Here is a 13,657-nt window from a genome sequence, read left to right as displayed (position 1 = left end):
GTTCGGTTTTCTTTCTCTTTTCGCCCATAATTTGGTATAATAAACGGTATGAAAATCGTATCAGGAATCTATGGGGGACGTCCCCTCAAGACACTAGAAGGCAAGACGACAAGACCAACTTCGGATAAGGTTAGGGGAGCTATTTTTAACATGATTGGTCCCTACTTTGAAGGGGGACGAGTCTTGGACCTTTATGCAGGTAGTGGTGGTTTATCTATCGAAGCAGTATCGCGTGGCATGTCCAGCGCTGTTTTGGTGGAACGAGACCGTAAGGCTCAGGCTATTGTGGCTGAAAATATTCAGATGACCAAGGAAGTTGGGAAATTTCAACTTCTTAAAATGGATGCAGAAAGGGCATTGGAACAGGTATCTGGGGGATTTGACCTCATTTTCTTAGACCCTCCTTATGCCAAGGAACAAATCGTAGCAGATATTGAAAAAATGGCTGAGAGAGCGCTTTTTGCTGAAGATGTCATGGTCGTGTGTGAGACGGATAAAGCCGTGGAACTTCCAGAAGAAATTGCCTGCCTGGGCATCTGGAAGGAAAAGATTTATGGAATTAGTAAGGTGACAGTCTATGTCAGATAAGATTGTATTATTCACAGGCTCATTTGATCCGATGACAAATGGGCATCTGGATATCATTGAACGGGCGAGCAGACTCTTTGATAAGCTATATGTCGGTATTTTTTTTAATCCCCACAAACAAGGATTTCTTCCTATCGAAAATCGTAAACGGGGGTTAGAAAAGGCTGTGAAACATTTGGAAAATGTTGCAGTCGTGTCTTCTCATGATGAATTGGTAGTTGATGTTGCAAAAAGACTGGGGGCTACTTGCCTAGTGCGTGGTTTGAGAAATGCGTCGGATTTGCAATATGAAGCCAGTTTTGATTACTACAATCATCAGCTGTCTCCTGATATAGAAACCATTTATTTGCATAGTCGACCTGAACATCTCTATATCAGTTCATCAGGTGTTAGAGAACTTTTGAAGTTTGGTCAGGATATTACCTGCTATGTTCCTGAGAGTATTTTGGAGGAAATAAAAAATGAAAAAAAAGATTAGATGGCCCTTATATGTCATTGCGGCCTTGATTGTGACCTTCTTGGCATTTGTAGTGCCCTTGCCCTACTATATAGAGGTTCCAGGTGGTTCGGAAGATATTCGCCAAGTCCTTAAAGTCAATGACACAGAAGATAAGGAAGCTGGGGCCTATCACTTCGTTACGGTTGGTGTCCAACATGCCACTTTAGCCCATATGATTTATGCGTGGTTGACGCCTTTTACAGATATTCGTAGTGCTCAGGAGACTACAGGTGGTTCTTCCGATGTTGAATTTATGCGGATCAATCAATTCTACATGCAGACATCGCAAAATATGGCCAAGTATCAAGGGCTAAAAACAGCTGGTAAGGATATTGAACTTAAATACCTTGGGGTTTATGTTTTGACTGTGACGGATAATTCGACCTTTAAAGGGATTCTCAACATCTCTGATACGGTCATAGCAGTCAATGATCAGACCTTCGACAGTTCCAAAGATTTGATTGATTACGTTAATTCTCAAAAATTAGGGGACTCTGTCAAGGTAACTTATGAAGAGGATGGGCAAACCAAATCTGCAGAAGGAAAAATTATTACTCTAGAAAATGGCAAAAATGGGATTGGAATCGGTTTGATTGACCGTACGGAAGTGACCAGTGATGTCCCAATTCGCTTTTCAACAGCTGGTATTGGCGGTCCAAGTGCAGGTCTCATGTTTAGTCTGGCCATCTATACCCAAATAGCTGACCCTGGCCTTCGTAATGGCCGTATCGTTGCCGGTACAGGAACCATTGACCGCGATGGTAATGTGGGAGACATTGGAGGTATTGATAAGAAAGTTGTAGCTTCAGCTAGAGAAGGTGCCGCGATTTTCTTTGCTCCAGATAACCCTGTTAGCGAAGAAGAACAAAAAGCGCATCCAGATGCGAAAAACAACTACCAAACAGCCCTAGAAGCAGCTAAAACAATCAAGACAGATATGAAAATCGTGCCTGTTAAAACCCTACAAGATGCAATTGATTACTTGAAAAACAATCCCTAGTTTTAAGTGAAGTTTCCAAACTAGCGCACAAACAGAGAAGATGGTATAATAGTCAAATGGTTCAATTATTATTCACTCTAAGCAGTCACATGCTCTTTATTTATGTGAGTTTTTACCTTTTAAAAAATCTTGTTAGATGGGAAAAGGTTTTAAAAGTGACAGCTGAGAATACAGGAAAAGTTCGTTTACTAGTAGCCTTTTTTAGCATTGTAATGGGCTACATCATGAGTTCTTTCTTTATCAGCCTATATCAGTTGTGGCAAGAAGCGTTTAGAGGATTATTATAAAATCAAGAGTAAAGGAAATAAGTATGGAAAAAATTGTGGTTCAAGGTGGCGATAATCGTCTGGTAGGAAGTGTTACGATCGAAGGAGCAAAGAATGCAGTCTTACCTTTGTTGGCAGCGACTATTCTAGCAAGTGAAGGAAAGACCGTCTTGCAGAATGTTCCTATCTTGTCAGATGTTTTCACTATGAATCAGGTGGTTCGCGGTTTAAATGCCAAGGTGGATTTTAATGAAGAAGATCATCTTGTTGAGGTGGACGCGACTGGTGATATCACTGAGGAAGCTCCTTACAAGTATGTCAGCAAGATGCGTGCATCTATCGTTGTCTTGGGACCAATTCTTGCACGTGTAGGTCATGCCAAGGTATCCATGCCAGGTGGTTGTACGATTGGTAGCCGTCCTATTGATCTTCATTTGAAAGGTCTAGAAGCTATGGGGGCTAAGATTAGTCAGACAGCTGGTTATATCGAAGCCAAGGCTGATCGCTTACATGGTGCCCATATCTATATGGACTTTCCAAGTGTTGGTGCTACGCAGAACTTGATGATGGCGGCGACCCTGGCTGATGGGGTGACAGTGATTGAAAATGCTGCGCGTGAGCCTGAGATTGTTGACCTAGCCATTCTCCTCAATGAAATGGGAGCTAAGGTTAAGGGTGCTGGTACAGAGACCATTACCATTACCGGTGTTGAGAAACTTCATGGTACGACTCATAATGTAGTCCAAGACCGTATCGAAGCAGGAACCTTTATGGTAGCTGCTGCCATGACTGGTGGTGATGTCTTGATTAAAGACGCTGTCTGGGAGCATAACCGTCCCTTGATTGCCAAATTGCTTGAAATGGGAGTGGAAGTGACAGAGGAGACTGAAGGAATTCGAGTTCGCTCTCAACTAGAAAGTCTAAAAGCTGTTCATGTAAAAACCTTGCCCCACCCAGGATTTCCAACAGATATGCAGGCTCAATTTACAGCCTTGATGACCGTCGCAAAAGGGGAATCAACTATGATAGAGACAGTTTTTGAAAATCGTTTCCAACATCTAGAAGAAATGCGTCGCATGGGCTTGCACTCTGAGATTATCCGTGATACAGCTCGTATTGTTGGTGGACAAGCTTTGCAGGGAGCAGAAGTTCTTTCAACTGACCTTCGTGCCAGCGCAGCCTTGATTTTGACAGGTTTGGTAGCGCAAGGAGAAACCGTTGTTGGTAAATTGGTTCACTTGGATAGAGGTTATTACCGTTTCCATGAGAAGTTGGCGCAGTTAGGTGCTAAGATTCAGCGGATTGAGGCAAGTGATGAAGATGAATAAGAAATCAAGCTACGTAGTCAAGCGTTTACTTTTAGTCATCATAGTACTGATTTTAGGTGTTTTAGCCCTAGGAATCGGTCTAATGGTAGGCTATGGAATCTTGGGCAAGGGTCAAGATCCATGGGCTATCCTGTCTCCAGCAAAATGGCAGGAATTGATTCATAAATTTACAGGAAATTAGGCTGGAGAACCAGCCTTTTTCTAAAGATAAGGAGAAAAATGAACAAAAAAACAAGACAGACACTGATTGGACTGCTAGTGTTATTGCTTTTGTCTGCAGGGAGCTATTATATCAAGCAGATGCAGTCGGCAGCTAATAGCCCCAAAACCAAGCTTAGTCAGAAAAAACAAGCGTCTGAAGCTCCTAGTCAAGAATTGGCAGAGAGTGTCTTAACAGACGCAGTCAAGAGTCAAATAAAAGGGAGTCTGGAGTGGAATGGCTCAGGTGCTTTTATCGTCAATGGCAATAAAACAAATCTAGATGCCAAGGTTTCAAGTAAGCCCTACGCTGATAATAAAACAAAGACAGTAGGCAAGGAAACAGTGCCAACCGTAGCAAATGCCCTCTTGTCTAAGGCTACTCGCCAGTACAAGAATCGTGAAGAAACTGGGAATGGTTCGACTTCTTGGACTCCTCCAGGCTGGCATCAGGTTAAGAATCTAAAGGGTACTTATACCCATGCGGTTGATAGAGGTCACTTGTTAGGCTATGCCTTAATCGGTGGCTTGGATGGTTTTGATGCCTCGACAAGCAATCCTAAAAACATTGCTGTTCAAACAGCCTGGGCAAATCAGGCGCAAGCCGAGGATTCGACTGGTCAAAACTACTATGAAAGTATGGTACGTAAGGCCTTGGATAAAAACAAGCGTGTCCGTTACCGTGTAACCCTTTACTACGCTTCGAATGAGGATTTAGTTCCTTCAGCTTCACAGATTGAAGCCAAGTCTTCAGACGGAGAATTGGAATTTAATGTTCTAGTTCCCAATGTTCAAAAAGGGCTTCAACTGGATTACCGAACTGGAGAAGTGACTGTAACTCAGTAAAAGATAAGATAAACTCCTATGTCACTTGTGGATATAGGAGTTATTTTTTACTAGTTTAAGCAGGGCTACAATAGATACTGTTACTCAATGAAAATCAAAGTGTAAACTAGGAAGCTAGCCGCAGGTTGCTCAAAGCACAGCTTTGAGGTTGCAGATGAAGCTGACGTGGTTTGAAGAGATTTTCGAAGAGTATGAGAAAAAATAATATGTACTGGACTATATTTTGTGATATAATAGAGGGTAAGATACTATTTTAGGAGAAGAACTATGGAAGACCCAAGTAGTCAGAATTTGTTGCTACAATTTGTTTTATTGTTTATCTTGACGATGTTAAATGCTTTTTTCTCAGCCACAGAAATGGCCATGGTGTCACTAAACCGTGCGCGGGTTGAACAAAAGGCAGAAGAAGGAGATAGACGTTATATCCGTCTACTGAAGGTACTAGAAAATCCTAACCACTTTTTATCAACCATTCAAGTAGGGATTACCCTGATTACGATCTTATCTGGGGCGAGTTTGGCAGAAACTCTTGGACGAGAAATTGCATCTTGGCTTGGAAATGGCGAAACATCTTATGCCGTTGCAAGTTTTCTGTCTTTAGCATTTTTGACTTATATTTCCATCGTTTTTGGGGAATTGTATCCTAAGAGAATCGCTCTTAATCTAAAGGATGCCTTGGCGATTCGGACAGCGCCAGTTATCATTGGGCTGGGGAAACTAGTTAGTCCCTTTGTTTGGCTCTTATCTGCATCTACCAATCTCTTGAGTCGCTTGACTCCGATGACCTTTGACGATGCTGATGAAAAAATGACCCGTGATGAAATTGAGTACATGCTGACAAATAGTGAAGAAACACTAGATGCTGACGAAATTGAGATGTTACAAGGGATTTTTTCACTGGACGAATTAATGGCCAGAGAAGTCATGGTTCCTCGAACGGATGCCTTTATGGTCGATATTCAGGATGATAGTCAAGCCATTATCCAAAGTATTTTAAAACAAAATTATTCTCGTATCCCTGTCTATGATGGGGATAAGGACAATGTGATTGGGATCATTCACACCAAGAGTCTCCTTAAGGCGGGCTTTGTGGACGGTTTTGACAATATTGTTTGGAAGAAAATCTTACAAGATCCACTTTTTGTTCCTGAAACTATTTTTGTGGATGACTTGTTAAAAGAACTGCGCAATACCCAAAGACAAATGGCAATCTTGCTGGATGAATACGGTGGGATGGCTGGTTTGGTGACCCTAGAAGATCTCTTAGAAGAAATCGTTGGGGAAATCGATGACGAAACAGATAAGGCTGAAATCGAAGTTCATAAAATTGGAGAAGATACTTATATCGTTCAAGGTACCATGAATCTCAATGATTTTAATGACTACTTTGATGTTGAACTGGAAAGTGATGACGTTGATACCATTGCTGGTTATTATTTGACAGGAGTTGGGACCATTCCAACGACTGAGAAACTCAGTTATGAATTGGTCAGTCAAAACAAACAGCTTATCCTAACCAATGATAAAGTAAAAAATGGACGTGTTACCAAGGTAAAAGTCCAAATTACCGAAGTTGAAATAGAAGAAGAAACAGAGTAAACTAGAGGCTTTTGTCACCAGGCGTGACAAAGCTTTTTTCAGTTGATTTCAAAAGGGAATTGTGTCCTCGAAAAACTCAGCCCCAAACTTGCCTCAAAAGTTTTTTAAGGTTATACGTATTTATTCGAGGAAAAAAGAAAAAAGCCCTTTAAATTGGGCTTTCTGTTTAAATGAAACCTGAAAAATCAAGTTATAGAAGGCGGTAGACGGATTTGAACCGACGATCAAGCTTTTGCAGAGCCGTGCCTTACCACTTGGCTATACCGCCTTAACGTTTATTATTATACCTTGAAAATGATTTTCAGTCAATAGCTTTTTCAGATTTTTTGTGTCAATAAGCCTAAATATTCTGAAAATTCGTTTACTTTTCTTGAAATCTATGATATAATTGATGATAACCTATACTTTATTTATAAGAGGAGTAAATAAATGAAAAAAAGTCAAGTGCTTGCTGTAGCGGGAGCTACCTTATTAGCGTCAGGAGTTCTAGCTGCGTGTTCAAACACTAGTTCAAATAATGCTAAACTAGCAAAAGATTACCAATATGTTTATCAAACAGATCCAGAAACTTTGGATTATATCGTCAGCAATATCGATTCAACATCATTCGTCACAACAAATGCTGTAGATGGTTTATTAGCTAACGATAAATATGGTGATCTGGTTCCTTCTATCGCTGAATCATGGACAGTTTCAAAAGATGGTTTGACTTATACCTATAAAATCCGTAAGGATGCTAAATGGGTGACAGCAGAGGGAGAAGAATACGCTCCTGTAACTGCTAAAGACTTCGTTACTGGTTTGAAACACGCCGTAGATGGAAAATCAAAAGGACTTTCAATCGTTAGCTCTTCTATTAAGGGATTAGAAGCCTATATCAAGGGTGAAACAAGTGATTTTTCAACCGTTGGAGTAAAAGCACTTGATGACCAAACACTAGAATATACCTTGAACCAGCCAGAAACTTTCTGGAATGACAAAACAACTAGTGGTGTTTTGATGCCAGTAAATGAAGAATTCTTAACTTCAAAAGGGGAAGGTTTTGGTGCCCCAACAGATGCTAACTCTATTCTTTATAACGGTCCATTTGTCTTAAAATCTGTAACTCCAAAATCATCTATCGAGATGGCTAAAAATGATGCTTACTGGGACAAAGAAAATGTAAAAATTGAGAACGTTAAGTTCACTTTCTGGGATGGTAAGGACCAAGATGTGATTGCTAAAGGTTTTGCTGATGGTCAATATAGCAAGGCTCGTATCTTCCCTACAAGTTCTACATATGAAAAATATGCAGCTGACTTTAAAGATAACATTTACTTTAATGAACCAGGTGCGGGTGTTGCAACTGTCAGCTTGAACTATGGCCGTACAACCTATAACCACACTGCCAAAACAAGTGATGCCCAAAAGACATCTACTCAGAAAGCATTGCTAAACAAGGAATTCCGTCAAGCCTTGAACTTTGCTGTCGATCGCAATTCTTACTCAGCTCAAACAAATGGTACTGATGGAGCTGCAGTAGCCATCCGTAATACATTTGCACCATATAATCTTCAAGTTGGTAAGAAAACATTTGGTGAATTGGTACAAGATAGCTTGGCTAAGACAAATTCTTCTACTTGGTCAAACGTGTCTCTAGCAGATTCTCAAAATGGCCTTTACAATGAAGAAAAAGCGAAAGAAGTCTTTGCTAAAGCAAAATCAAGTCTACAAGCTGAAGGTGTTGAATTCCCAATCCACTTGGATGCCTTGGTTATCCAAGAATCAACAGCGGTTGTAAACCGTGTTCAATCATTGAAACAATCAATTGAAAAAGTATTGGGTTCAGATAATGTTGTTGTAGACTTACAACAAATGACTCAAGCGGAAGCTTTACCAATTTCATTTAGCGCTCCAACAGCTAAAGAGCAAGACTGGGATATCCATACCTTGCTAGGATGGAACCCTGACTATCAAGATCCTTCTACTTTCTTGGATCAATTCGTCCTTAAGGGAGGAAGCACTCGTCTTTACCTTGGTATTGACCAAAACACAGATGCATCAGTAGTAAGCAAACTTGGTTTAGCTGACTATGGAAAATTACTTGATGACGCAAACAGCGAAAACCAAGATGTTCAAAAACGTTATGAAAAATACGCGGTGGCACAAGCTTGGTTGACTGACAATGCTTTGACAATTCCAGTAATGGCTTCTCCAAAAGAAACAGCCGTTTCATATGTTTCAAAAGTTCTACCATTTAGCTCTTCATATTCAGTAGCCGGCCTTAAAGGTGAAAATTCAGGATACTTGAAGTACACTGAAGTTGGTGAAAAAGCAATCACCAAAGAAGAGTATGAAAAAGCTCGTGAAAAATGGTTGAAAGAAAAGACTGAGTCAAACGAGAAAGCTCAAAAAGAATTGGCAAGTCATGTGAAGTAAATAATTTTCAATAGAACTTTCTCTCCATGAGGAGAAGGTTCTTTTGGGATTTTTAAAGGAAATGATATGAAAAAATATATTTTTATGCGTGTTTTGCGGTCATTGGTTTCTATCTTCTTAGTAACAACCTTGACTTACACGATTATCTATACAATGGTTCCTCGAAAATTGATTTTCAAACAGGATACCAACTATAACAAGATTGCTACAACTGCTGATAAACGTGATAACTATGAGAATACCGTTTATGAGCGTATGGGCTATATCGAGTACTACGATACCAAAGAGTTGCAAGAAAAAGCTAGCCAGATGGATGCTTCTGTAACAGTTGAAGCCAATGATACCAACAAGGCTATCTATGAAAAATACATCAAACAAATCGGTCATGGTTGGACCCTGGGAGAATTTACTGAAAGTGGCCAATTCTACGCTACGCGTGAAATCCCGATTTTTGAACGTGTTTTTCACTTCTATGCTAACTTGATTGACATTGATCATACAAATAAAATTCAAGACCCTGAAAATCCAGACTTGAAACGTTACCTTCGTTTTGAAAACGATCCAGCGATCGGATGGTCCTTGGTCGGTTCAGGAACAAAACACAAATATCTCTTGTACTTCAACAGTCAGTTCCCGTTTGTGCATCAAAACTTTGTGAACATTAATTTAGGTGACTCTTATCCAACCTATGCTAATAGCCCTGTTTTACAGGTCATTACTCAAGGACAAGGGCAAACAAAAACATCTCAAGTTCAGTTCCCAACAGGTAAGAAAACTTCTTCTGTAAATATTTACTCAAGAACCTACAAATCGCCTAGTCAGGCTGATTCTCGTGAAGTAGCTAACTATGGGAAAGATGACCCATATACTGCAACTGAAAGCAACTACCAATATCCTTCTATGATTGCTAGCTCTGCAGTCGTTGGATTGATTGGTTTGGTGATTTCTTATGCGATTGCCGTGCCACTTGGTTCAGCTATGGCTCGCTTCAAGAATACTTGGATTGATAGCTTCTCAACAGGGTTTTTGACCTTCTTGATGGCCCTTCCAACCATTGCCTTGGTTTACATTGTTCGTTTGATTGGATCATCAATTGGTCTTCCAGATTCATTCCCTATTTTGGGTGCTGGAGATTGGCGTTCGTATGTTTTACCAGCAGTGATTCTTGGTTTGTTGGGTGCTCCTGGTACAGCTATTTGGATTCGTCGTTACATGATTGACTTGCAATCACAGGACTTTGTTCGTTTTGCTCGTGCCAAAGGTTTGTCTGAAAAAGAAATTTCAAACAAACACATCTTTAAAAATGCCATGGTTCCGCTGGTTTCAGGAATTCCTGGTGCCGTTATCGGGGTTATTGGTGGTGCAACCCTTACTGAAACAGTCTTCGCCTTCCCAGGTATGGGTAAAATGTTGATTGACTCTGTAAAAGCATCTAATAACTCTATGGTCGTTGGTCTTGTCTTCATCTTTACATGTATTTCTATCTTCTCACTTCTTTTGGGAGATATTTGGATGACTATTATTGACCCACGTATTAAATTGACTGAGAAAGGAGGCAAATAATGTCTACAATCGATAAAGAAAAATTTCAGTTTGTAAAACGTGACGATTTTGCCTCTGAAGCTATTGATGCGCCAGCTTATTCATACTGGGGTTCAGTGTTTAGACAATTTATGAAGAAGAAATCAACTGTAGTCATGTTGGGAATCTTGGTAGCTATCATTTTGATGAGTTTCATCTACCCAATGTTTTCTAAGTTTGATTTCAATGATGTCAGCAAGGTAAACGACTTTAGTGCTCGTTATATCAAGCCAAATGCTGAGCATTGGTTCGGTACAGACAGTAACGGTAAATCTCTTTTTGACGGTGTCTGGTTCGGAGCTCGTAACTCTATCCTCATTTCTGTGATTGCGACAGTAATTAACTTGGTTATCGGTGTTTTTGTCGGTGGTATTTGGGGAATTTCAAAATCAGTTGACCGCGTGATGATGGAAGTTTATAACGTCATCTCAAACATCCCATCTCTTTTGATTGTCATTGTCTTGACTTACTCAATCGGAGCTGGATTCTGGAATCTGATTTTTGCCATGAGTGTGACGACATGGATTGGGATTGCCTTCATGATCCGTGTGCAAATCTTGCGTTATCGTGACTTGGAATACAACTTGGCGTCACGTACTCTGGGAACACCAACCTTGAAGATTGTTGCCAAAAATATCATGCCTCAATTGGTATCTGTTATTGTGACAACCATGACTCAAATGCTTCCAAGCTTTATCTCATACGAAGCCTTCTTGTCATTCTTCGGTCTTGGATTACCAATTACCGTGCCAAGTTTGGGTCGTTTGATTTCGGATTATTCACAAAACGTAACAACCAATGCTTACTTGTTCTGGATTCCATTGACAACTCTTGTCTTGGTATCCTTATCCCTTTTCGTAGTTGGTCAAAACTTAGCGGATGCTAGTGATCCACGTACACATAGATAGGAGTAGAAATGACAAAAGAAAAAAATGTAATTTTGACTGCTCGCGATATTGTCGTGGAATTTGACGTTCGTGACAAAGTATTGACAGCCATTCGCGGCGTTTCCCTTGAACTAGTTGAAGGAGAAGTATTAGCCTTGGTAGGTGAGTCAGGATCAGGGAAATCTGTTTTGACAAAGACATTCACAGGTATGCTTGAAGAAAACGGTCGCATTGCCCAAGGTAGTATTGACTACCGTGGTCAAGATTTGACAGCTTTATCTTCTCACAAGGATTGGGAACAAATTCGTGGCGCTAAGATTGCGACTATCTTCCAAGATCCAATGACTAGTTTGGACCCAATTAAAACAATTGGTAGTCAGATTACAGAAGTTATTGTAAAACACCAAGGAAAAACAGCTAAAGAAGCGAAAGAATTGGCCATTGACTACATGAATAAGGTTGGGATTCCAGATGCAGATAGACGTTTTGATGAATACCCATTCCAATATTCTGGAGGAATGCGTCAACGTATCGTTATTGCGATTGCTCTTGCCTGCCGACCTGATGTCTTGATTTGTGATGAGCCAACGACTGCCTTGGATGTGACCATCCAAGCTCAGATTATTGATTTGCTGAAATCTTTACAAAACGAGTACCATTTCACAACAATCTTTATCACCCACGACCTTGGTGTGGTGGCAAGTATTGCAGATAAGGTAGCGGTTATGTATGCAGGAGAAATCGTTGAGTATGGAACTGTTGAGGAAGTCTTCTATGACCCTCGCCATCCATATACATGGAGTCTCTTGTCTAGCTTGCCTCAGCTTGCTGATGATAAAGGGGATCTTTACTCAATCCCAGGAACACCTCCGTCACTTTATACTGACTTGAAAGGGGATGCCTTTGCCTTGCGTTCTGACTATGCAATGCAGATTGACTTCGAACAAAAAGCTCCTCAATTCTCAGTATCAGAGACACATTGGGCTAAAACTTGGCTTCTTCATGAGGATGCTCCAAAAGTAGAAAAACCAGCTGTGATTGCAAATCTCCATGATAAGATCCGTGAAAAAATGGGATTTGCCCATCTGGCTGACTAGGAGGAAGGAAATGTCTGAAAAATTAGTAGAAATCAAAGATTTAGAAATTTCCTTCGGTGAAGGAAGTAAGAAGTTTGTCGCGGTTAAAAATGCTAACTTCTTTATCAACAAGGGAGAAACGTTCTCGCTTGTAGGTGAGTCAGGAAGTGGGAAAACAACGATTGGTCGTGCTATCATCGGTCTCAATGATACAAGTAATGGAGATATCATTTTTGAAGGTCAAAAGATTAATGGTAAGAAATCGCGTGAACAAGCTTCAGAATTGATTCGTCGTATCCAGATGATTTTTCAAGATCCTGCCGCAAGTTTGAATGAACGTGCGACTGTTGATTATATTATTTCTGAAGGTCTTTACAATCATCATCTGTTCAAGGATGAAGAAGAACGTAAAGAGAAGGTTAAAAATATTATCCGTGAAGTGGGTCTTCTTGCTGAGCACTTGACTCGTTACCCTCATGAGTTTTCAGGTGGTCAACGTCAACGTATCGGTATCGCCCGTGCCTTGGTCATGCAACCAGACTTTGTTATTGCAGATGAGCCAATTTCGGCCTTGGACGTTTCTGTACGTGCCCAAGTCTTGAACTTGCTCAAAAAATTCCAAAAAGAACTTGGTTTGACTTATCTCTTTATCGCCCATGACTTGTCGGTTGTTCGCTTTATTTCAGATCGTATCGCGGTTATTTACAAGGGTGTTATTGTAGAGGTTGCAGAAACAGAAGAATTGTTTAACAATCCAATTCACCCATATACTCAGGCCTTGCTTTCAGCGGTTCCAATTCCAGATCCAATCTTGGAACGTAAGAAGGTCTTGAAGGTTTACGACCCAAGTCAACACGACTATGAGACTGATAAGCCATCTATGGTAGAAATCCGTCCAGGTCACTATGTTTGGGCTAACCAAGCCGAATTGGCGCGTTACCAACAAGGGTTAAACTAATAATGGTTTTATAATTTCCATGTCAACTTTTATGGAAATTATAAACCTTTTTTTGTTGGACTGATTTGAAAGTCTTTGAAAGCTCCCTGAAAGAATTTTCGAAAAATTTTAAAAAATTCTGAAATATTCTTGACAGCTAATGAAAAAGGTGGTAAGATAGGAAACATCAAAAAAGAAAGCAGAAAAAGAAATGAATAAGAGACAAGCTGTAACTATGAATCAAAACTTTTACTTTAGCTACTTTAGATAGTGTTTGTAGACATGTCACCATGGATGCAAACAGTTCAAGCAATTTGTTTGTATCTATGTGGCTAAGATTTTTGATTGTGGTCCATATAGATGAATATCTAAATGGACTAGCAAAGTTATAACTTGTTAGATTATTTCAAGCATCCGTTTAGATAGTATCTAGG

At 40.2% G+C, this 13,657-nt stretch carries 13 protein-coding genes and 1 tRNA gene; 13 read left to right on the top strand and 1 reads right to left on the bottom strand.

Translation table 11 applies throughout. The annotated features are described in order from the left end of the window. The first annotated feature begins 48 nt into the window (after window positions 1-48). From rsmD to N8L39_RS06665, 8 genes are all read left to right on the top strand, one after another. The gene (gene rsmD, locus N8L39_RS06700) at window positions 49-588 is read left to right on the top strand and encodes a 16S rRNA (guanine(966)-N(2))-methyltransferase RsmD (protein WP_125393136.1); all 540 of its coding nucleotides are present in this window, start codon (window positions 49-51) and stop codon (window positions 586-588) included. Then, the gene (gene coaD / locus N8L39_RS06695) at window positions 578-1,066 is read left to right on the top strand and encodes a pantetheine-phosphate adenylyltransferase (protein WP_261010447.1); all 489 of its coding nucleotides are present in this window, start codon (window positions 578-580) and stop codon (window positions 1,064-1,066) included. Before rsmD ends, coaD begins: the two co-directional genes overlap by 11 nt. Then, complete coding sequence (locus N8L39_RS06690) at window positions 1,050-2,087, top strand: SepM family pheromone-processing serine protease (protein ID WP_261010448.1); 1,038 nt, start codon at window positions 1,050-1,052, stop codon at window positions 2,085-2,087. Before coaD ends, N8L39_RS06690 begins: the two co-directional genes overlap by 17 nt. 56 nt (window positions 2,088-2,143) lie before the next feature. Continuing rightward, complete coding sequence (locus tag N8L39_RS06685; RefSeq protein ID WP_000250398.1) at window positions 2,144-2,374, top strand: DUF1146 family protein; 231 nt, start codon at window positions 2,144-2,146, stop codon at window positions 2,372-2,374. A 23-nt stretch (window positions 2,375-2,397) separates the two neighbouring features. Further along, the gene (gene murA / locus N8L39_RS06680; RefSeq protein WP_261010449.1) at window positions 2,398-3,681 is read left to right on the top strand and encodes a UDP-N-acetylglucosamine 1-carboxyvinyltransferase; all 1,284 of its coding nucleotides are present in this window, start codon (window positions 2,398-2,400) and stop codon (window positions 3,679-3,681) included. Then, complete coding sequence (locus N8L39_RS06675) at window positions 3,674-3,862, top strand: DNA-directed RNA polymerase subunit beta (RefSeq protein ID WP_025169706.1); 189 nt, start codon at window positions 3,674-3,676, stop codon at window positions 3,860-3,862. Before murA ends, N8L39_RS06675 begins: the two co-directional genes overlap by 8 nt. Before the next feature lie 38 nt (window positions 3,863-3,900). After that, a complete protein-coding gene (gene endA / locus N8L39_RS06670) occupies window positions 3,901-4,725 on the top strand; it encodes a DNA-entry nuclease EndA (protein ID WP_261010450.1) in 825 nt (274 codons plus the stop codon). 267 nt (window positions 4,726-4,992) lie between these two features. Beyond that, window positions 4,993-6,324: a hemolysin family protein gene (locus N8L39_RS06665; protein WP_261010451.1), complete on the top strand. Its 1,332-nt coding sequence runs from the start codon at window positions 4,993-4,995 to the stop codon at window positions 6,322-6,324. A gap of 197 nt (window positions 6,325-6,521) precedes the next feature. On the opposite strand, the gene N8L39_RS06660 is transcribed toward N8L39_RS06665, so the two are convergent. Then, window positions 6,522-6,592 (bottom strand) — tRNA-Cys (locus tag N8L39_RS06660). A gap of 161 nt (window positions 6,593-6,753) precedes the next feature. Here N8L39_RS06660 and N8L39_RS06655 point away from each other — a divergent pair. The 5 genes from N8L39_RS06655 (at window position 6,754) to N8L39_RS06635 (ending at window position 13,244) form a co-directional block, all read left to right on the top strand. Continuing rightward, window positions 6,754-8,742, top strand: a complete 1,989-nt coding sequence (locus tag N8L39_RS06655; RefSeq protein WP_261010452.1) for a peptide ABC transporter substrate-binding protein — start codon at window positions 6,754-6,756, stop codon at window positions 8,740-8,742. A gap of 66 nt (window positions 8,743-8,808) precedes the next feature. Then, window positions 8,809-10,305 (top strand): ABC transporter permease, encoded by a 1,497-nt coding sequence (locus N8L39_RS06650; protein WP_000759915.1) that lies wholly within the window; start codon window positions 8,809-8,811, stop codon window positions 10,303-10,305. After that, a complete protein-coding gene (gene oppC, locus N8L39_RS06645) occupies window positions 10,305-11,231 on the top strand; it encodes an oligopeptide ABC transporter permease OppC (RefSeq protein ID WP_000103691.1) in 927 nt (308 codons plus the stop codon). The genes N8L39_RS06650 and oppC overlap by 1 nt, the downstream gene beginning before the upstream one ends. Before the next feature lie 8 nt (window positions 11,232-11,239). After that, window positions 11,240-12,307 (top strand): ABC transporter ATP-binding protein, encoded by a 1,068-nt coding sequence (locus N8L39_RS06640; protein ID WP_000159550.1) that lies wholly within the window; start codon window positions 11,240-11,242, stop codon window positions 12,305-12,307. Window positions 12,308-12,317: 10 nt separating this feature from the next. After that, window positions 12,318-13,244 carry an ATP-binding cassette domain-containing protein gene (locus N8L39_RS06635; RefSeq protein WP_261010453.1) on the top strand — a complete coding sequence of 309 codons (927 nt, stop codon included), beginning with the start codon at window positions 12,318-12,320 and terminating at the stop codon, window positions 13,242-13,244. Window positions 13,245-13,657 lie beyond the last annotated feature (413 nt).

The sequence above is a fragment of the Streptococcus mitis genome (assembly GCF_946190285.1).
Lineage (GTDB): Bacteria > Bacillota > Bacilli > Lactobacillales > Streptococcaceae > Streptococcus > Streptococcus mitis_CP.
The sequence above is the reverse complement of the archived record's forward strand: the minus strand, read 5'-3'. Positions and strand labels throughout refer to the sequence as shown.